The sequence below is a fragment of the Rhizobium sp. BK316 genome (assembly GCF_014193695.1).
GTDB lineage: Bacteria > Pseudomonadota > Alphaproteobacteria > Rhizobiales > Rhizobiaceae > Rhizobium.
The window spans coordinates 173,004-192,492 of sequence record NZ_JACHZR010000007.1 but is presented as its reverse complement, the minus strand read 5'-3'; the positions used below and the strand labels follow the sequence as shown (position 1 = coordinate 192,492).

The 19,489-nt window shown below is 59.2% G+C and carries 19 protein-coding genes; 15 read left to right on the top strand and 4 right to left on the bottom strand.

The features are described 5' to 3' along the window. Nucleotides 1-210: 210 nt before the first annotated feature. Nucleotides 211-1,155: a LysR family transcriptional regulator gene (locus tag FHT87_RS28170; protein ID WP_183805949.1), complete on the bottom strand. Its 945-nt coding sequence runs from the start codon at nucleotides 1,153-1,155 to the stop codon at nucleotides 211-213. Between the two features lie 171 nt (nucleotides 1,156-1,326). On the opposite strand from FHT87_RS28170, the gene FHT87_RS28165 reads away from it, so the two are divergent. Together FHT87_RS28165 and FHT87_RS28160 are read left to right on the top strand one after the other, a co-directional pair. Beyond that, entirely contained in the window at nucleotides 1,327-2,847 is a 1,521-nt protein-coding gene (locus FHT87_RS28165; RefSeq protein WP_183805948.1) for an MFS transporter, read from the top strand. A 175-nt stretch (nucleotides 2,848-3,022) separates the two neighbouring features. After that, entirely contained in the window at nucleotides 3,023-3,280 is a 258-nt protein-coding gene (locus FHT87_RS28160; RefSeq protein ID WP_183805946.1) for a DUF2934 domain-containing protein, read from the top strand. 180 nt (nucleotides 3,281-3,460) lie between these two features. Here FHT87_RS28160 and FHT87_RS28155 read toward each other — a convergent pair whose 3' ends face one another. After that, nucleotides 3,461-4,105, bottom strand: coding sequence for a ThuA domain-containing protein (locus FHT87_RS28155; protein ID WP_183734529.1), 645 nt, complete (start codon nucleotides 4,103-4,105; stop codon nucleotides 3,461-3,463). 326 nt (nucleotides 4,106-4,431) lie between these two features. On the opposite strand from FHT87_RS28155, the gene galE reads away from it, so the two are divergent. After that, nucleotides 4,432-5,415 (top strand): UDP-glucose 4-epimerase GalE, encoded by a 984-nt coding sequence (gene galE / locus FHT87_RS28150; RefSeq protein WP_183734528.1) that lies wholly within the window; start codon nucleotides 4,432-4,434, stop codon nucleotides 5,413-5,415. Next, entirely contained in the window at nucleotides 5,393-6,937 is a 1,545-nt protein-coding gene (locus FHT87_RS28145) for an alkaline phosphatase family protein (protein WP_183805944.1), read from the top strand. Before galE ends, FHT87_RS28145 begins: the two co-directional genes overlap by 23 nt. Nucleotides 6,938-7,046: 109 nt before the next feature. Here FHT87_RS28145 and FHT87_RS28140 read toward each other — a convergent pair whose 3' ends face one another. Continuing rightward, the gene (locus tag FHT87_RS28140; protein ID WP_183734526.1) at nucleotides 7,047-7,550 is read right to left on the bottom strand and encodes a DUF1993 domain-containing protein; all 504 of its coding nucleotides are present in this window, start codon (nucleotides 7,548-7,550) and stop codon (nucleotides 7,047-7,049) included. A gap of 386 nt (nucleotides 7,551-7,936) precedes the next feature. Between FHT87_RS28140 and FHT87_RS28135 the strand changes: the two genes are divergently transcribed. The 3 genes from FHT87_RS28135 to FHT87_RS28125 all read left to right on the top strand — a co-directional run bounded on the left by FHT87_RS28135 (nucleotide 7,937) and on the right by FHT87_RS28125 (nucleotide 11,546). Next, nucleotides 7,937-8,866, top strand: a complete 930-nt coding sequence (locus FHT87_RS28135; RefSeq protein ID WP_183734525.1) for a sugar ABC transporter substrate-binding protein — start codon at nucleotides 7,937-7,939, stop codon at nucleotides 8,864-8,866. Between the two features lie 75 nt (nucleotides 8,867-8,941). Then, nucleotides 8,942-10,483, top strand: coding sequence for a sugar ABC transporter ATP-binding protein (locus FHT87_RS28130; RefSeq protein ID WP_183805942.1), 1,542 nt, complete (start codon nucleotides 8,942-8,944; stop codon nucleotides 10,481-10,483). A 37-nt stretch (nucleotides 10,484-10,520) separates the two neighbouring features. Then, a complete protein-coding gene (locus FHT87_RS28125; RefSeq protein WP_183805940.1) occupies nucleotides 10,521-11,546 on the top strand; it encodes an ABC transporter permease in 1,026 nt (341 codons plus the stop codon). Between the two features lie 72 nt (nucleotides 11,547-11,618). Here FHT87_RS28125 and FHT87_RS28120 read toward each other — a convergent pair whose 3' ends face one another. Beyond that, complete coding sequence (locus FHT87_RS28120) at nucleotides 11,619-12,149, bottom strand: NUDIX hydrolase (protein ID WP_183734522.1); 531 nt, start codon at nucleotides 12,147-12,149, stop codon at nucleotides 11,619-11,621. Between the two features lie 211 nt (nucleotides 12,150-12,360). Between FHT87_RS28120 and FHT87_RS28115 the strand changes: the two genes are divergently transcribed. From FHT87_RS28115 to FHT87_RS28080, 8 genes are all read left to right on the top strand, one after another. Continuing rightward, the gene (locus FHT87_RS28115) at nucleotides 12,361-13,419 is read left to right on the top strand and encodes a dipeptidase (RefSeq protein ID WP_183805938.1); all 1,059 of its coding nucleotides are present in this window, start codon (nucleotides 12,361-12,363) and stop codon (nucleotides 13,417-13,419) included. Between the two features lie 47 nt (nucleotides 13,420-13,466). Beyond that, entirely contained in the window at nucleotides 13,467-15,104 is a 1,638-nt protein-coding gene (locus FHT87_RS28110; protein ID WP_183734520.1) for an ABC transporter substrate-binding protein, read from the top strand. A gap of 21 nt (nucleotides 15,105-15,125) precedes the next feature. Beyond that, a complete protein-coding gene (locus FHT87_RS28105; RefSeq protein ID WP_183734519.1) occupies nucleotides 15,126-16,193 on the top strand; it encodes an ABC transporter permease in 1,068 nt (355 codons plus the stop codon). Further along, nucleotides 16,190-17,116, top strand: a complete 927-nt coding sequence (locus FHT87_RS28100; RefSeq protein ID WP_183734518.1) for an ABC transporter permease — start codon at nucleotides 16,190-16,192, stop codon at nucleotides 17,114-17,116. The genes FHT87_RS28105 and FHT87_RS28100 overlap by 4 nt, the downstream gene beginning before the upstream one ends. Next, nucleotides 17,113-17,946, top strand: coding sequence for an ABC transporter ATP-binding protein (locus tag FHT87_RS28095; RefSeq protein ID WP_183734517.1), 834 nt, complete (start codon nucleotides 17,113-17,115; stop codon nucleotides 17,944-17,946). The genes FHT87_RS28100 and FHT87_RS28095 overlap by 4 nt, the downstream gene beginning before the upstream one ends. Then, nucleotides 17,943-18,692 (top strand): ABC transporter ATP-binding protein, encoded by a 750-nt coding sequence (locus FHT87_RS28090; protein ID WP_183805936.1) that lies wholly within the window; start codon nucleotides 17,943-17,945, stop codon nucleotides 18,690-18,692. Before FHT87_RS28095 ends, FHT87_RS28090 begins: the two co-directional genes overlap by 4 nt. 162 nt (nucleotides 18,693-18,854) lie before the next feature. Beyond that, the gene (locus FHT87_RS28085; RefSeq protein WP_183734515.1) at nucleotides 18,855-19,043 is read left to right on the top strand and encodes a hypothetical protein; all 189 of its coding nucleotides are present in this window, start codon (nucleotides 18,855-18,857) and stop codon (nucleotides 19,041-19,043) included. Between the two features lie 133 nt (nucleotides 19,044-19,176). Then, nucleotides 19,177-19,341 carry a hypothetical protein gene (locus FHT87_RS28080; protein ID WP_183734514.1) on the top strand — a complete coding sequence of 55 codons (165 nt, stop codon included), beginning with the start codon at nucleotides 19,177-19,179 and terminating at the stop codon, nucleotides 19,339-19,341. Nucleotides 19,342-19,489: the final 148 nt, after the last annotated feature.

The window sequence follows — 19,489 nt, the reverse complement described above, 5'->3', positions numbered from 1 at the left end:
TTTCAACGGCTCTATAGGAAATGTCAGATTCAATGCCTGTCATGTCACCGTCTGACATTTCCCACACGACCAATGAAAAATCCTATGCAAGTTATGCATCCTATGCGCTGAGAGTATTCGAAGACCTGTAATTTGGACTCGGAATTTGGTTGGCCGACCCGATGGATATCCGCTTCGACGAGGCCATCACGATCACGGCAACGCAGGCATTCAATGTCTCGGAGAATGCAGCTCTGACGTATCTTTCGCGTAACTCTCACACCGATCGGAGAAGAGCTTTTCGCTCAGAAAATCGACGAGGACGCGGACCTTGGGAGAAAGGTGCCGGTTGGATGGCCAGAGCAGGTGGAACTGGGCGGGGGCGTCTATATGGGCGTCGAGCACGGTGCGCAGCCTGCCGTCGGCCAGTGGGTCGCGGGCGAGGAAATCCGGCATGCAGCCGATGCCCATGCCGCTGATGGTAGCGCCGCGAAGGGCTTCCATGTTGTTGCAGGTCAGAACGGTACGGGTTCTGATTTCCGGATGGTCCGCGGCGAGGCTGAGCGGCCAGGGCTGCAGCTTTCCGGAATTGGGGAAGCGGAACCGGACGCTCCGATGGCCTTCGAGATCACGGGGGCAGTCGGGGGTGCCGTGTTTTTCCAGATAGGCAGGCGCGGCGCACAGCAACAGCTGAAACGGGCGAAGTGCGCGCGACATCAGTCTCGAGTCTGGCAAGGTCCCGCTGCGGATTGCAACATCGACGCCCTCTTCGATCAGGTCGACGATCCGGTCGTTGAAGTCGAGATCCAGGTCGACCTCCGGGTAGAGGTTCACGAATTCCGGCAGGATCGGCAGGATCAGATGGTAGCTGACCAGCGGCACGCTGACGCGCAGCCGTCCCCGAGGGATTGCCACAGCCTGAGCGAGCGAGGCCTGGGCATCTTCCAAATCATCGAGGATACGCCGGCAGCGCTCGTGGAAGAGGCGGCCTTCTTCCGTCAGCCGCAAGCTCCGCGTCGAGCGCTGGAACAGGCGGACACCGAGCTGTTGTTCGAGCGCGGTCACAGCCTTGCCGACAGCGGAGGGCGAGAGGCCGAGCGCGCGGCCGGCGGCAACGAAACTTCCAAGGTCTGCGGTTCTGACGAAGGCTGTGAGGCCTCCCAACGGCTGATCCATTTACAGATCCATTCGAGCGGTTTCTTCCACTATGAGCGGAACAAACCATAGGTTATCGAAGAATTATCCTCAATTTATGCTGCTTTCCGCATTCGAAGTCCAGGCGTTTCGACGCCTCCCGCGCGCGAGCCTCCCAAGCGTGTCTTCATCCTCGAACCAGCGGATATCTTTATGACTGTCACTCACAAGTCCAAACCTACAAGTATTGCAGAGAAAATCTTCGTTCTGATCGCCGTCTGCTCTGCAGCGGCGGCAATGCCGCTCACCTTCACCGGTCCAGCCGTCGCCCTGCCGGCAATCAGTGGTGAACTCGGCGGCAGCCCCATTGCCCATAATTGGGTCACCAATGCCTTCATGCTGACATTCGGCAGCACATTGATGGCGGCCGGCGCTTTGGCAGACGGCTATGGCCGCAAACGCATCTTCCTGTGCGGCCTTGCCGCCTTCATCCTGTTTTCCGGCGGACTTGCCTTTTCGCCTGACATTATCTGGTTCGACAGCCTTCGCGCGCTTCAGGGTTTTGGCTCGGCCGCGGCCTTTTCCGGCGGAATGGCATCGCTGGCCCAGGAGTTCGACGGAAAGGAGCGCATGCGCGCCTTCAGCCTCGTCGGTGCAAGTTTCGGTGTCGGTCTGGCGTTCGGACCGATGGCGTCGGGCATGATGATCGAGGCCTTCGGTTGGCGGGCAATCTTCGCTCTCGTGGTTGGCCTCGCCACCATCGCCTTCGTTTTCGGGGCAATATTCCTGACGGAAACCCGCGACCCCGAGGCAAGAGGACTTGATTGGCCAGGCGCGATCAGTTTCACGCTCGCCCTGTCGCTCTTTACTTATGGCGTGCTGCGGGCACCGGAAAGCGGCTGGGGCGATACTCTCACGCTTGGGCTCGTTCTCGGCTCGGTGCTGCTGATGGCCCTGTTCTGTTTTATCGAACATCTTGTGAAGAGGCCGATGCTTGATCTGACGCTTTTCCGGTATCCTCGCTTTGTCGGTGTGCAGTTGCTGGCAGCGGCTCCGGCCTATGCTTTCGTCGTCTTGCTGATCCTGCTGCCGGTGCGCTTCGTCGGTGTCGAGCGCCTCAGCGCGGCTGCTGCCGGGCAGACGATGATCGCGCTTTCCGGCCCGCTTCTCATCCTGCCGATTGCCGCCGGATTGCTGACCCGGTGGCTGCCGGCAGCGACGATCTGCAGCGTTGGTCTCGTTATTTCGGCTGCCGGCCTCTTCTGGCTTGCCCATATTCCGGTGGGGTCGGATCACGCCCTGCTCATCGGCCCATTGCTGACGATCGGCATTGGCATCAGTCTGCCCTGGGGTCTCATGGACGGGCTCGCCGTCAGTGTCGTGCCAAAAGAGCGCGCCGGCATGGCTACCGGGATCTTCAGCACGACGCGCGTCGCCGGCGAGGGTGTGGCGCTCGCGATCGTCAGCGCTGTCCTCTCCGCGCTGACGCGATCGTTTCTCGGATCAAGCCATGAAGCGACAATAGCAGCACAGCGATTGGCAACCGGTGATCTGCATGGTGCGGCCCAGGCCCTTCCCGGCATGGGAGAACTGGAGCTCATTCATGCCTATAACAATGCCTTCAACCTGCTTCTGTGGCTGCTGACCGGCATCACGATCCTGACGGCAGTCGTCATTTTCACATTCATGGGACGAGGCACCGGCGAGATGGCGGAAGAGTCTATCACTGCCTGAAATATTGGGGCGGATCGACGTTTCCGCCTTTTAACTATAGCTGCCGAAAAACTACTCTGCGTGACGTAATTTATCCTGCAAAATTACATCCCGCAGTAACGACTCCTAAAGTCCCGTTTGGCACTTTATTCCTATTGATATTGTTTTGGCGTATTTGCTCGCTGGGGTTTTCCAAATGAGTCGTAATCGGGATGATTGGGTCAGCCAGCGGGCTTATGCCATCTGGGAAGAGGAAGGCCGGCCGCATGATCGGGGCGAAAGCCACTGGGCGCAGGCTCTCAGGGAATTCGAGCAACTTGAAGCCACCAAGGCTTCTGCCGACGGAAGCGATCTCATCGAAAAGCTTAAGGCAGCCGGGCGCTTGATGCGTGCCTATGACGAAGCTGAGGTGCAGGACAATCGGCACACCCATCGCAAGACAGCCGCTCGCTAGGATCGGCTGAGACCGGCGTCGCAGAGGCGCTTTTATATACTGAATGTCAAAAGCCGTCAGCCGTCGGCTTTTCGTTGTCAGGCCGGCTTGTTCGCAAGCATGATGTGAACGTTCCTCGGCTCTGTATATTTATCGAAGCCGCCGGCCGAGCATCGCAGTTCATTGCGGTCCTACCCCTCATTACTGGCGAGCGGCCCAGCTGAGGCCACGCCGGAGAATGAGGGGCATGTAGGGGTGGCTGAATTCGGCGGCGACGTGGCCCAGTGCGGAGTAGAACACGCGGCCTTCGCCGAAATGTCGCTTGAAGACGACGGGCATCGCGATATTGCGCGCGGCAGGATCGTACTGGCCGGTGAAGGTCGTGGTGGCCAGGATTTCCACCGAGGGATCGTAGTGCAGATAATACTGCTCCGAGCGGTAGTCGAAGTCCGGAATGCCTTCCATTAACGGATCATCCTGCCGCGTTATGGCAACCTGGAAGTCAATAATATTGCCGGGATGGGCAACCCAGGTGACACCGGAGACGTAGCGGAAGGGTGCGCTTTCCTTGAAGGAAGTAGCAAGGCAGCCGTGATGGCCCCCGAGGCCGAGACCGCCGCGAACAGCTTGGACCAGGGCATCTGCGTGCGGCTTTTCCAGCTTCTCGCCGGTAATGACCGGCACCAGAAGATCGGCATTTGCGAGAAGCGGGGAGCCGAAGATGCCGAGGTCATTGGTGATTTCGACTGCAAATCCGTCCTCGCGCAACAATTCGCCAACGATGTTTGCGCAGGGCTCCGGCTCGTGGCCCTGCCAGCCGCCCCAGACGATGATCGCCTTTTTCATATTTTCTTCCTTAAACTCATGCAGCAGGCTTATCGACGATAAACATTATAGTGCTAAGGCTGAGCGGCCAGATGTCGACCGATCTCTTCGACCACGGAAGAGCCGAAATGTCGGCGCCATTCCGACGGCGTTAGCGATATAACGAATGTCTTCGATGCAAAAGGCGTCGGTGTGGCCGGCAGGCCGATCGCGCTGCCCAATGCGCATTCCGTGTGCAAGGCATCTCTAATCTTCTTCTTTTTGCAAATATGTAACCGAGATAACTTTTTACTGACGTGTAATTTGGCTAAGGTCCACGCATCTGTGACTTGTAAAGGGATAGATGCATGGCAGGTGAAACGGTACTGGTCGTCGGCGGCGCTGGTTATATTGGCTCGCACACGTGTCTCGATCTGGCGAACAAGGGCTACAAGCCCGTGGTGTTCGACAATTTTTCCAACGGTCATCGCGAATTCGTCAAATGGGGACCAGCGGAAGAGGGTGACATTCGCGATCGCGCCCGTCTCGATGAGGTGCTGGCAAAGCACAAACCGTCGGCGATCCTGCATTTTGCGGCGCTGATCGAGGTCGGCGAATCAGTCAAGGATCCGGTCTCCTTCTATGAGAACAATGTCATCGGCACGCTGACGCTCCTCTCGGCGGCGCAGGCGGCGGGTATCAATGCCTTCGTCTTCTCCTCTACCTGCGCGACCTACGGTCTGCCCCAGAGCGTGCCACTCGATGAGACGCACCGCCAGGTGCCGATCAATCCCTATGGCCGCACCAAATATATCGTCGAACAGGCGCTTGCCGATTACGACCAGTACAAGAGCCTTCGCTCCGTCGTGCTGCGCTATTTCAACGCTGCCGGCGCCGATTTCGAAGGCCGGATCGGCGAATGGCACCAGCCGGAAACGCATGCGATCCCGCTGGCGATCGACGCAGCCCTGGGGCGCCGCCAGGGCTTCAAGGTTTTCGGCAGCGACTACGAGACGCGCGACGGCACCTGTGTGCGCGACTATATCCACGTTCTCGATCTCGCCGATGCGCACGTGCGCGCCGTCGAATATCTGTTGAGAGGTGGCGAGTCTGTCGCGCTTAACCTCGGCACCGGCACCGGCACGACGGTGAAGGAACTGCTCGGCGCCATCGAAGATGTCTCCAAGAAGCCGTTCCCGGTGGAGTATATCGGCCGTCGCGAGGGCGATTCACATACGCTGGTCGCCAATAACGACAAGGCGCGGGACGTGCTGGGCTGGGTGCCGCAGTATGATCTCTCGCAGATCATTCAGTCGGCCTGGAACTGGCATGCGAGATCAAATCAGCACTGAACGCGGCTCAAAGCCCAACGTTCTCATCGTCACTGCGGATCAATGGCGCGGCGATTGCCTCTCGGCTATGGGGCACGCCTGCGTCAAGACGCCGAATGTAGACGCTCTGGCGAAAGAAGGGACGCTCTTCCGGCGGCACTATGCCGGTGCAGCTCCCTGTTCGCCGGCGCGCGCTACGCTTTATACCGGCCTTTATCAGATGAACCATCGCGTCTGCCGGAACGGATCGCCGCTCGACCGGCGGTTCGATAATCTGGCGCTGGCGGCAAGGCGGGCGGGTTACGATCCGACGCTGTTCGGCTACACGGACACGGCGCCCGATCCCAGAGATATGGATGCCAATGATCCGCATCTGACCACCTATGAAGGCCTGCTGCCGGGTTTCACGGCTCGCCAGCTCCTGCCGGAACATGAAAGACAGTGGCTTTCCTGGCTGCGTTCACGCGGCCACAAGGATGCCGTCAGCCGTGATATCCACATTCCAGTCGGCGCTGCGGCAGGAGAAATCTCCGACGCGGCGCCCGCCTATTCACGTGAAGAAACGCAGACCGCCTTCCTGACCGGCGAATTCATCCGTTGGATGGGGGAGCAGGATGCGCCGTGGTTCGCGCATATTTCCTTTTTGCGGCCGCATCCGCCTTTCTCCGTACCGGAGCCCTTTAACCGCATGTTCAATCCGGGCGAAGGCCCGGCTTTTGCGCGTGCCACCGACTGCGAAACGGAACAGCAGAGCCATCCCTATCTTGCCTATGCGATGCCGCGCGCCGGCAAGGGCAGTTTCATCCGCGGGGCGGAAGGGCCGCTCAGCGACTGGAACGTCGCTGATTTCGATGCCATCCGGTCTATTTACTACGGCATGATCGCCGAAGTGGACGACCAGCTCGGCCACATCTGGCAAGCGCTGAAAGATGCCGGTGAGTGGAACAACACGATCATCGTCTTCACCTCCGATCATGCAGAGATGGCGGGGGATCACTGGATGCTCGGCAAAGGCGGCTATTTCGACGGCAGCTACCATATTCCGCTCGTCATTCGCGATCCCGGCGCGGCCGCAGCCGGTGGTATCGTTGATCATTTTACCAGTGCTACCGATGTGTTTCCGACGCTTTGCGAACGGCTCGGCATTGTGCCTGCCAATGGCATCGACGGCCGCTCGCTTGCATCGTTCCTCGACGGTATCGAAGCGTCGGGCTGGCGGGACGCGGCTTTCTGGGAATTCGATTTCCGCGATATCGCCCATGGCGAGGCGGAGCGGCATTTCGGCCTTCGGTCGAATGAACTGAACCTTGCCGTCATCCGCGACAACAGGTTCAAATATGTGCATTTCACCGCATTGCCGGCGCTGCTCTTCGATCTCTCGGAAGATCCGATGGAATTGCGCAACCTTGCCGACGATCCGGCCTATGCGTCGGTACGACTCGGCTATGCCGAACGGCTGCTGTCGCTCCGGGCGCGACATCTCGATCAGACACTTGCCTATACCGAACTGACGGAAAAAGGGCCGGTGACGCACCGACCCTGATTAGAGCGCCGTGCGTCCGTTCGGACGCACAAAGGACGCTCTAACTCTTGGAAATTACGCATCAGGCTTTCGAAAATCGGTTCCGATTTTCGGGCCGATGCTCTCGGCATCAGAAGTTTCCGAGGAAATCCCGCTTGCCGACCGGCGCACCCTGATTGCGCAGGATGGCGTGTGCCGTCGTCACGTGGAAATAAAAGTTCGGCAACGCGAAGAGGGCGACATATTCGAGGCCCGGCACGACCAGACCGTTGCGGCCTGGCACCGTGATATCCTTGACGTCGCTCCCTTCCAGAGCCTCCGAAGAGAAGCTGGCTAGATAGGCTTCGGTCTTCGCCATACGCTCGCGCAGTTCGGCGATCGTCGTTTCATTATCCTCGAATTTCGGCGCGTCGGTCGCCGTCAGGCGAGCGAGCGTAAATTTCGCGCTGTCGCTGGCGCGCTGGTACTGACCGGAAAGCGGCAGCATGTCCGGTGCCAGACGCGCGTTTACGAGAATGGTCGGATCGATCTTCTTTTCCTCGGCATAGGCTTCGGCCTTGTCGAGATAGGTTTTCAGGCTGGCAATGCCGCGCTGAAACATGGGTACGGTAAGGCGATACATCGAAATGGACATCTGTCCTGTCTCCAAAATCTTCAAAAAACAGCCGGTGTGCGCAGGCTGTTGGGGCCTCGACTAGATGGGGATCTCTACGGCTTTCACAATAAGTGCCTGTGACGGTTCTTTGCCGATCATGGCCGGATTGCAACAGGCTGATCTCCCACAGTTCACCGCAACAGCGGGCCTCGCGCCGCCAACCGTATCCGAAATCGGCAAAGAGGCTTGACGTCGTTTCGATAAAATGGAATGAATATTCCGCGAGACAAATTTTACGGTTTGTTTGTTCCGTTTTGACGGGGCCGCCACGGGAGAGGCGGCGCGGGATTAAGGCCTGCAGACGGATGTCTGAGGCCCCGGCGTGAGGAGGGTGCAGCCGGGCACCGCTTTGTGGAGGAAATGCAATGAGAAAATTCATTCTGGGCACTGCGATGGCGCTCGTCCTGTCGACGGCCGCCCATGCGGAAACGGTCGGCGTTTCGATGGCCAAATTCGACGACAACTTCCTGACCGTTCTGCGCAACGGCATGACCGATTATGCGAAGACGCTCAATGGCGTCACATTGCAGGTTGAAGACGCGCAGAACGACGTTTCCAAGCAGCAGAGCCAGATCCAGAACTTCATCGCCTCAAAGGTCGATGCGATCATCGTCAACCCTGTCGATACCGATGCGACGACGGCAATGTCGAAGCTTGCGGCCGATGCCGGCATTCCGCTGGTTTACGTCAACCGTCAGCCGGTCAATGTCGACACGCTGCCAGAAAAGCAGGCTTTCGTGGCGTCCAACGAGCAGGAATCCGGCACGCTGGAAACCAAGGAAATCTGCCGTATTCTCGGTGGCAAAGGCAAGGCCGTCGTTATCATGGGCGAGCTTTCCAACCAGGCGGCTCGCATGCGAACCCAGGACGTCCATGATGTCATCAAGACGGACGAATGCAAGGGACTGGAGATCGTGGAAGAACAGACGGCCAACTGGGACCGCACCCAGGGCTCCGACCTGATGACCAACTGGCTCTCCAGCGGCATCGAGTTCGATGCCGTGATCTCCAACAACGACGAAATGGCGATCGGCGCTATCCAGGCGCTGAAGGCGGCCGGCAAGGACATGACCAAGGTCGTCGTCGGCGGTGTCGACGCCACGCAGGACGCGCTTGCCGCCATGCAGGCGGGCGATCTCGATGTGACTGTATTCCAGGACGCCGCCGGCCAAGGCAAGGGGGCGCTCGATGCCGCACTCAAGATTGCCAAGGGCGAAAAGGTCGAGAAGAAGGTCTACATCCCCTTCCAGCTCGTCACGCCTGAAAACGTCAAGGACTTTGTCGCCAAGAACTGAGGCGGGTCGAGACGAACCGGGTGCGGGCCGGAACGCCCGCATCCTTTAAACCTATCCGTATCCGGAGGAAACCAGATGGCTGTCAGCCCGACCACCATGGCCGCGGTTCGCGCAAGTGGCGCAATTCCGAATGCGGAATATCTCCTGACCGCCGAGGGCGTGCGCAAGGAGTTTCCGGGTGTCGTGGCGCTTGATGATGTACAGTTTCGGCTGAAGCGCGGCTCCGTGCATGCGCTGATGGGCGAAAACGGTGCGGGCAAATCCACGCTGATGAAAATTCTTGCCGGCATCTATATTCCCGATAAGGGCGACATCCGGCTGAAAGGCGTGGAAATCCGGTTGCAATCGCCGCTCGATGCGCTGGAAAACGGTATCGCCATGATCCATCAGGAACTGAACCTGATGCCCTTCATGACGGTGGCGGAAAATATCTGGATCCGCCGCGAACCGAAGAACCGCTTTGGCCTCGTCGATCACGGTGCGATGTATCGCCAGACCGAGGAATTGTTTGCCCGGCTCAATATCGCCATCGACCCCGCGATCGAGGTCCGGTATCTCTCGGTTGCCAACCGCCAGATGGTCGAGATCGCCAAAGCGGTCTCCTATAATTCCGACGTGCTGATCATGGACGAGCCGACCTCGGCGCTGACGGAGCGGGAGGTCGAGCATCTCTTCCGCATCATCCGTGATCTGAGAGCGCAGGGTATCGGCATCGTCTACATCACCCACAAGATGAACGAGCTCTTTGAGATCGCCGACGAGTTTTCCGTTTTCCGCGACGGCAAATATATCGGCACGCACGCCTCCACCGACGTCACCCGCGACGACATTATCCGCATGATGGTCGGACGCGAGATCACCCAGATGTTCCCCAAGGAAGATGTGCCGATCGGCGACGTGGTACTGTCGGTCAAGAACCTCAATCTATCAGGCGTCTTCCGCGACGTTTCCTTCGATGTGCGCGCGGGCGAAATCCTCGGAGTGGCGGGCCTCGTCGGCTCGGGTCGGTCGAACGTTGCCGAAACGCTGTTCGGCGTGACGCCGGCGAGCTCCGGCACGATCGAGCTTTTCGGCAAGCAGGTTGAGATCATCTCGCCGACGGTGGCGATCCGCAATCACATGGCCTTTCTTACGGAAGACCGAAAGGACACGGGCTGTCTTCTCATCCTCAACGTTCTCGAAAACATGCAAGTCGCCGTGCTGCACGACAAGTTCGTCAAGGGCGGCTTCGTGCAGGAAGGCGCCATCGAGGAAACCTGCGAGGACATGGCGCGAAAGCTGCGCGTCAAGACGCCGAACCTTTATGAGCGTGTCGAGAACCTCTCGGGCGGCAATCAGCAGAAGGTGCTGATCGGCCGATGGCTGCTCACCAATCCGAAGATTCTGATCCTCGACGAGCCGACGCGCGGCATCGATGTCGGGGCAAAGGCGGAAATCCACCGGCTGGTCACCGAGATGGCGCGCAACGGCGTCGCCGTGATCATGATTTCCTCGGAGATGCCGGAGGTTCTCGGCATGAGCGACCGCATCATGGTGATGCACGAGGGGCGCGTCACCGGTTTTCTCAATCGCGATGAAGCAACGCAGATCAAGGTGATGGAGCTTGCCGCGCAGTGATTGCGTGTGAGCCGGGATCGCTGAAGGGAGGTTTGACATGACTATCAAGGCAGCAGAGGGCGCAGCCCCGCTCGCAACCAGGCCGAGGCGACGGCGCGTGCCGCCTGAACTCAGCATCTTCCTCGTGCTGGTCGGCATTGCGCTCATTTACGAAATCCTCGGCTGGATCTTCATCGGCCAGAGTTTCCTCGTAAATTCACAGCGCCTGACGATCATGATCCTGCAGGTCTCCGTCATCGGCATCATCGCCGTCGGCGTCACCCAGGTCATCATCACCGGCGGTATCGATCTTTCTTCGGGCTCGGTCGTCGGCATGACAGCGATGATCGCAACAAGTTTTGCCCAGTCCTCAACCTGGGGGCGGGCTGTGTTTCCCTCGCTGACCGATTTGCCTGCCCTCGTGCCTATCGTCGTGGGGCTGTTGATCGGGGCAACCGCCGGCCTCATAAACGGCGCGCTCATCGCCTATACGAAGATCCCTCCGTTCATCGCAACGCTCGGAATGTTCGTTTCGGCCAGGGGGGTGGCCAAGTGGTATACCAAGGGACAGCCGGTTTCGGGGATTACCGAACAGTTCCATTTTATCGGAACCAAGGCATGGCCGGTTGTCGTGTTTCTGATCGTCGCGCTGATCTTCCACATTGCGTTGCGCTACACCCGCTACGGAAAGTTCACCTATGCCATCGGCGCTAATCCGCAGGCGGCCCGCGTTTCCGGCATCAACATCGAGGCGCATCTCGTCAAGGTCTATGTGATCGCGGGATTGCTTGCCGGACTTGCAGGTATCGTCACGGCGGCGCGGGCAGAAACCGCGCAGGCAAGCATGGGCGTCGGATATGAGCTTGATGCGATTGCTGCGACCGTCATCGGCGGTACCTCGCTGACAGGCGGCGTCGGGCGGATCACCGGCACGGTCATCGGCACCATCATCCTCGGCGTCATGACGTCAGGCTTCACTTTCCTCAGGATCGACGCCTATTACCAGGAAATCGTCAAGGGCGTCATCATCATCGCGGCCGTCGTCATCGACGTCTATAGGCAGAAGAAACGAACCAAGCACTGAACCGGAAAAAGGGGCTTCGGCCCCTTCATTGTTTTATGGGGAATGGCTGTGATCACGACGAGGATGCAGGGCTTATGATGTCTTCAGATGGTGCGTGAGTTTCTGACGATCACCCAAAATCATCTCGGACGGAATATCGGCGAGGTAGAAGAGAGCGATTTCCAGTCCCTCTGCGATGGCGTCATCTGTTGGTCCCGGCAGCTCTTCCTCACGCATCCGTGCTTCGAAAACGGTGAGCAGAAAATCGAAGCTTTCGCCTTGTGGTGAAATAAACTTTTTTCGTTCGATTTCGATCGGCTCGACCAGATCCAAGGACACGCCGATTTCTTCTATTATCTCCCGGCGAAATGCGGCGGAGAAATCCTCGCCTTCTTCGACCGTTCCGCCCGGCAGAGACCAGCCGGTATGCATGCCGCTTCTCTTCGCCAGGACGATTTGGCCTCTGGCATTATGGATGATGCCGATCGCTCCACCCAATGCCCGGCGGGAAAAGTGCTTATGTTTCTGTGCCTCAAAATCGGCTTCCGGTAAGGGCTGGTCGGCGGCCGTCAGTCTGGCATCCGGGTATTGTCGAATAAGCGCCTGGAAAATTTCCTCACTCATGGGGTTCTCTCAAATCATTGGCAGAAAAGACATTCCGCGGCGATTCAGCCTGTGGACCGCGGCATCCAGGGTATTTGCGACGTTACCTTTTTGCATCGCAAAATTGCATGCTTTCCACATTGCGCATTTGTAAAAAAATAGGTGGCGCTTTCCGTCAGCTTTTCTATTCTTGCCGCTTCGATCCGCCCGTTCGGGCAGCGCAGGAAAGCAGATGCAACTCGTATTCGACGGCCACAACGACGTTCTCCTTCGACTCTGGACCCATGCGAAAGACGGTAGCGATCCGGTTGCGGAATTCGCTGATCGCACGACAGCAGGGCATATAGATGCTCCCCGGGCGAGGGCGGGCGGTCTGGCTGGTGGCCTCTGCGCCATCTACATTCCGTCGGGCGATCTGGTCTTTGCCGATCCCGATGCGAACGGCCACTACGCGACGCCGCTTGCCGCCCCTCTCGATCCGCTGCCGTCGCTCGCGATCGCCACGGAAATGGCGGCGATCGCGCTCAGGCTCGACCGTGCCGGCGCCTGGAAGCTCTGCCGTTCGGTCAAGGATATCCGCAAAGCGATGGCATCAGGCATTTTCGCCGCCGTCATGCATATCGAAGGCTGTGAGGCGATCGGCGCCGATCTCGCCGCGCTCGAAGTCTTCCATGCCGCTGGCCTGCGTTCGCTGGGGCCTGTCTGGAGCCGCCACAACATTTTCGGCCATGGCGTGCCCTTCGCTTTCCCCAGTTCGCCGGATACGGCGCCGGGCCTGACGGAAGCCGGCTTCGCGCTGGTGCGCGAGTGCAACCGTCTCGGCATCATGATCGATCTCGCCCATATCACCGAAAAGGGTTTCTGGGATGTGGCGGAGACGACCGACCAACCGCTCGTGGCAAGCCATTCCAACGTCCACGCGCTGACGCAGGTGGCGCGCAACCTCACCGACAGGCAGCTCGATGCGATCCGCGAGAGCCGCGGTCTCGTCGGCGTGAACTATGCCACCGCCATGCTGCGACCGGATGGCCGCTCTGAGGCAGACACGCCGCTCTCCGACATGATCCGCCATATCGATTACCTCGTGAACCGCGTCGGGATCGACTGCGTGGCGTTCGGTTCGGATTTCGATGGTGCTACCATTCCGGAAGAAATCGGTGATGCCTCGGGCAACCAGAGGCTGATTGCCGCTCTCCGGCAAGCTGGCTATGGTGCGGAGGACTTAACCAAAATGGCCAGCGAAAACTGGCTTCGCATTCTGGCTTCGGCGTGGAGGGAAGAGGACGTCTGAAACCAAATAATACTTAGTAATCAATCAAAACAGGGGAACAAACCACGATGATTACCAAACTCAACCGTAGCTTCCGACTTCTTTCCGCGGGAGCGGCCCTTTCGCTCCTGATGGTAGCTGCGCCTGCTGCTTTCGCTGAGACGCCGAAGGATACGCTCGTTGAAGGTTTTGCCATCGACGACATCATCACGATGGATCCGGGCGAGGCTTTCGAGCTTTCGACAGCAGAAGTCACCAGCAATACCTACAGCCTGCTCGTTCGCCTCGACATGAACGACACGTCGAAGATCAAGGGCGATCTCGCCGACAGCTGGACCGTTTCCGATGACGGCCTGACCTATACGTTCAAGCTGAAGCCGGATCTGAAGTTCGCCTCCGGCAACCCGATCACTGCCGAAGACGTGGCCTGGTCCTTCGAGCGTGCCGTCAAGCTCGACAAGAGCCCGGCCTTCATTCTTACTCAGTTCGGTCTGACCGGTGACAATGTCACCGAAAAGGCAAAGGCTGTCGATCCGACCACCTTTACCTTCACCGTCGACAAGCCCTATGCGCCGAGCTTCGTGCTGAACTGCCTGACGGCAACCGTCGCTTCCGTCGTCGACAAGAAGCTGGTCATGGATCATGTGAAGTCCGTCACCGTCGATGCCGACCACAAGTATGACAACGATTTCGGCAATGAGTGGCTGAAGACGAATTATGCCGGTTCCGGTGCCTTCAAGCTGCGCGAATGGCGTGCCAACGAAGTCGTCGTCATGGAACGCAACGACAATTACTACGGCGAAAAGGCAAAGCTTGCCCGCGTCATCTATCGCTACATGAAGGAGAGCTCGGCGCAGCGCCTGGCGCTCGAGGCCGGCGATATCGATATCGCCCGCAACCTGGAGCCGGGTGATCTCGATGCCGTTTCCAAGAATGCGGATCTGGCGACAACCAATGCGCCGAAGAGCACGGTCTATTACGTCAGCCTCAACAGCAAGAACGAGAACCTGAAGAAGCCTGAAGTCCAGGAAGCCTTCAAGTATCTCGTCGATTACGACGCGATCGGTGCGACCCTCATCAAGGGTATCGGCGAGATCCACCAGACCTTCCTGCCGACCGGCCAGCTCGGTGCGCTGAACGAGAACCCCTACAAGCTCGACGTCGCCAAGGCGAAGGAACTGCTCGCCAAGGCGGGTCTGCCGGATGGTTTCTCGGTCACCATGGATGTGCGCAACACGCAGCCGGTAACCGGCATTGCCGAATCCATGCAGCAGACGCTCGCCCAGGCCGGCGTGAAGATGGAAATCATTCCCGGCGACGGCAAGCAGACGCTGACCAAGTACCGCGCCCGCACGCACGACATGTATATCGGCCAATGGGGCTCGGACTATTTCGACCCGAACTCCAACGCCGACACCTTCACCTCCAACCCTGACAATTCCGACGCCGGTACGGTGAAGACGCTCGCATGGCGCAATACCTGGGAAGCGCCCGAGCTCGACAAGGTGACGAAGGCTGCCCTGCTCGAACGCGACGCTGCCAAGCGCGCCGCCATGTACGAGGATGTCCAGAAGAAGTTCCTGGCCAACAGCCCGTTCGTCATCATCTTCCAGCAGATTGAAGTGGCGGGCTATCGCAAGAGCCTTAAGGACTTCAAATTGGGGCCGAGCTTCGACACCAACTATGTAGGCCCGATCGCGAAGTGATGAGCCGGCTAGGCTGATCCAGTGAGCATTGTCGAAACAAGACAGGAGGCGCGGCCCCGCAAGGGCCGTGCACTCTCCTTTGCAAAGGCGCTGGGGCGCTTCCTCTTCGCCGCCGTCACCACCTATCTCGGCCTTCTGGCCGTCACCTTCTTCATCGGCCGCGTCGTGCCGATCGATCCCGTGCTCGCCATTCTCGGCGACCGCGCACCGAGCCATGTCGTGGAGCGCGTGCGCCGCGAGATGGGCTTCGACCTGCCGCTCTACGAACAGTTCTATATTTACCTGAAAGGCATCCTTTCCGGCGATTTCGGTACTTCAGTCCTGACCACCAATCCGGTCATGGTTGATATTCGCCGTGTCTTTCCGGCGACGCTGGAGCTTGCGACCGTCGGCACGATCATCGGATCGGTCATCGGCGTGCCACTCGGCGTGCTGGCCGCTGTGCGCCGTGGCAGCATTGCCGACCAGGTCGTCCGCGTCATCGGCCTTGTCGGTTATTCGGTGCCGATCTTCTGGCTGGCACTGATCTCCCTCGTCATCTTCTATGCGCAACTGCGCTGGGTGGCTTTCCCCGGCCGCATCGATATCGTCTACGAATACAGTTTTACGCCGGTCACCGGCTTCTATCTTCTCGACAGTGCGTGGCAGGGGCAGTGGGATGTCTTTTATGATGTCTTCCGCCACATCATCCTGCCGGCCTGCCTGCTCGGTTATTTTTCGCTCGCTTATATCAGCCGCATGACCCGCAGCTTCATGCTGAACGAGCTGTCGCAGGAATATGTGGTGGCGGCCCGCGCCAAGGGGCTTTCGGAAACGCGGGTGATCTGGGGCCATGCGCTGAGAAATGCGGCGGTGCCGCTGGTGACCGTCATCGCACTCTCCTATGCCGGCCTGCTTGAAGGCTCGGTGCTGACGGAGACGGTTTTTTCCTGGCCTGGTATAGGCCTCTACATCACCAATTCGCTGCAGAGTGCCGATATGAACGCCGTGCTTGGCGGCACGATCGTCATCGGCACGGTCTTTGTCGGCATCAATCTCATTTCCGATCTTCTTTATCGGATACTCGACCCGAGGACGCGCAACCGATGACGGTTCCTTCCACGCCGATCAGCCGCCGCGAGTGGCTGCTGTCCGACCGGCCTCAGTCGCGCATGCAGGCCCGGCTCGGCCGCGCCTATGTCACGTGGCGGCAGTTTACCGCGAACCGGCTCGCCGTCGTCGGCCTGCTCATCATCGTGGCGCTGCTGCTGATTGCTGCCTTTGCCAATGTCATCGCCACTCACAATCCCGTTGTCGGCGATCTCAAGAATGCCCGCTTACTGCCGCCCGGTAGCGCCGGCTATCTGCTCGGCACCGATGATCAGGGCCGCGATATCTTCTCGCGCCTCGTTTACGGTTCGCGGCTGACGCTGCTCGTTGTCGTGCTGGTCGCCATCATCTCGGCACCGGTCGGCCTCATTGTCGGTACGGTGTCGGGTTATGCCGGCGGATGGGTGGATGCGACGCTGATGCGCATCACCGATATCTTCCTTGCCTTTCCGAAGCTGGTTCTGGCGCTCGCCTTCGTCGCAGCGCTTGGACCGGGCATCCAGAACGCCATCATCGCCATTGCCATCACGTCCTGGCCGCCCTATGCGCGCATCGCCCGCGCCGAGACGCTGACGGTTCGCCGCTCCGATTACATATCGGCGGTTAAACTGATGGGCGCCTCGCCGTTGCGGATCATCGTGCGGCACGTCATGCCGCTCTGCATGTCCTCGCTGATCGTTCGTGTGACCCTCGACATGGCGGGCATCATCCTGACCGCTGCCGGCCTTGGCTTCCTCGGTCTCGGTGCCCAGCCGCCGCTGCCGGAATGGGGGGCGATGATTGCCTCCGGCCGCCGTTTCATCCTCGACCAATGGTGGGTCGCGGCCATGCCCGGCATCGCCATCCTCGTCGTCAGCCTCGGCTTCAACCTTCTGGGTGACGGCCTGCGCGATGCGCTCGATCCGAAGGAGGCCGGCCAATGAGTTCGCTTCTGACTGTGAAAAACCTGCGAGTCAGCTATCCGACCCGCACCGGTGTGATCGAAGCCGTACGCGGCGTTTCGTTCACGCTCGGCAAGGAGCGGCTTGGTATCGTCGGCGAATCCGGCTCCGGCAAATCGCAGACCGGCCGCGCCATTATGGGCCTGACGCCAAAGCACGGCATCGTTACCGCCGACACATTGAATTTCAGCGGCATCGATCTTCTGAAGGCTTCGGCTGTCGAACGGCGCAGGCTGCGCGGCAAGCGCATCGCCATGATCCTGCAGGATCCGAAATATTCGCTCGATCCGGTCATGACCATCGGCAAGCAGATCTGCGAAACGCTGCGCACGCATGAGAAGGTTGGCAAGGGTGAGGCGCGCGACCGTGCGCTTTCCATGCTGGAAGCAGTGCAGATCCGCGACCCCCATCGGGTCTTCGATCTCTATCCGCACGAGGTTTCGGGCGGCATGGGCCAGCGCGCGATGATCGCCATGATGCTGATCGCTGGGCCGGAATTGCTGATTGCCGACGAGCCTACCTCGGCCCTCGACGTTACGGTCCAGCTCGACGTGCTCAGGATCATGGACCGGCTGGTGTCCGAACGCGGCATGGGGCTGATCTTCGTCTCCCACGATCTGAGGCTGGTCTCCTCCTTCTGCGACCGCGTCATCGTCATGTATGCCGGCCGGATCGTCGAAGAGATCGCCGCATCCGAGCTTCGCAACGCGAAGCATCCCTATACGCAGGGGCTGCTCAACTGCATGCCGCAGATCGGTGAAAACAGGCATCCGCTGCCCGTCCTCGACCGCAAACCGGAGTGGGCTGCATGAGTACAGCGCTATCTGCAGACCATCTCGGTGTCGTCTACGACCATTTTTATGCGCTGAAGGATGTGAGTGTCTCCATCGAAAGTGGCGAATCCTTCGGGCTCGTCGGTGAGTCCGGCTCGGGCAAGTCGACGTTGCTGCGAGCCGTTGCAGGGCTCGCGCCCGTCAGCGAGGGTATCGTCCGCGTTCACGGCGAGGTTCTGAAGGGTGCAAAGCGCAGCAGGAACTTTTACCGAAGCGTCCAGATGGTGTTTCAAGACCCCTACGGCTCGCTGCATCCTCGCCAAACCGTCGACCGGCTGCTTCTAGAACCGCTGGCGATCCATGGCATAGGTGATAGCGAGAAGCGCATTGCCCGCGCGCTCGACGAGGTCGGGCTCGGCAATGGCTTCCGCTTCCGCTATCCGCATCAGCTTTCCGGCGGCCAGCGGCAGCGTGTGGCGATTGCCCGCGCACTGATCGTCGAACCGTCGATCCTGTTGCTCGATGAGCCGACATCGGCGCTCGATGCCTCCGTGCAGGCCGAAGTTCTCAACCTTCTCGAACAGATCCGCCGCGACCGGAACCTAACCTTCGTCATGGTCAGCCATGATCTCGGTGTCATCACCCATATGTGTGGGAGGCTTGCTGTGATGCGTGGCGGTGCCGTCGTTGAACGGCTGACATCGGCTGAACTTGCCGCCGGCAGTGTTCACGAAGAGTACACGCGAAATTTGATGATCGCGAGCAAGGGTTTCGTAAAGGCTTGAAAGCCAATGTTTTCAAACCTTTGAAAAATCTCGCACCGCGTCGACGTTAAGGATAATGGTTTCCTAAAACACGACCATTCGACTAGACTATTGACAGCTGCCTTAGTTCTGTCATGATCGCGTTAACGACCGTTAGCTTTCGTGATCGATGGAGGTTGAGGCATGTTCTTTCTCGGTGGGATGACCATGGGTTACCTCGATCCACCTGTTAAGGCCGAGCGGAGGGAAACCGCCTCCGTTACTATCCCGGCGGAAAAGGATCGCCGGTTGATCGAAACATCCCCCAACACACCCCAGGGCGACAACGCTGCAGAGCGTTCCTGGATTTGGGCGTGGCGCACGCTCTGCTGAGCAGAAGCCTGGGTGGATTTTCTCTTTCGTCTGCTCTGGACGGAAATTTATCTCTACCTACCTTATAGAGAATGTAAGAAAATAAATGCGAGCTGGCTGTCCGGCCGCAAAAACAAACAGACGGAGGCGACACATGGCAAATCTGGGTATTTCGCATACTCATGTGAACCAGTACGGATCCGTATCGGCCAAGAAGCCGGTCACCACGCGGCACAAGATTCAGACCGCGATCCATGCAACGATTTTCACGGCGGCATTCCTTTTCGTCGTCGCAATGGTTTTCGGCGTCGTCGGCTGAGACGGCTCGTTCCGGGCGCTACCTGATGGCGCTCGCCTGATCGATCATTTCCCTATCTGGAACAATTGGGATGCAGCGGCATTCTCCTGACACTTTGGTGTTCGACTTGGAGAATGGTCATGAGAGGCATCCTGCTGTGGTCGCTGGG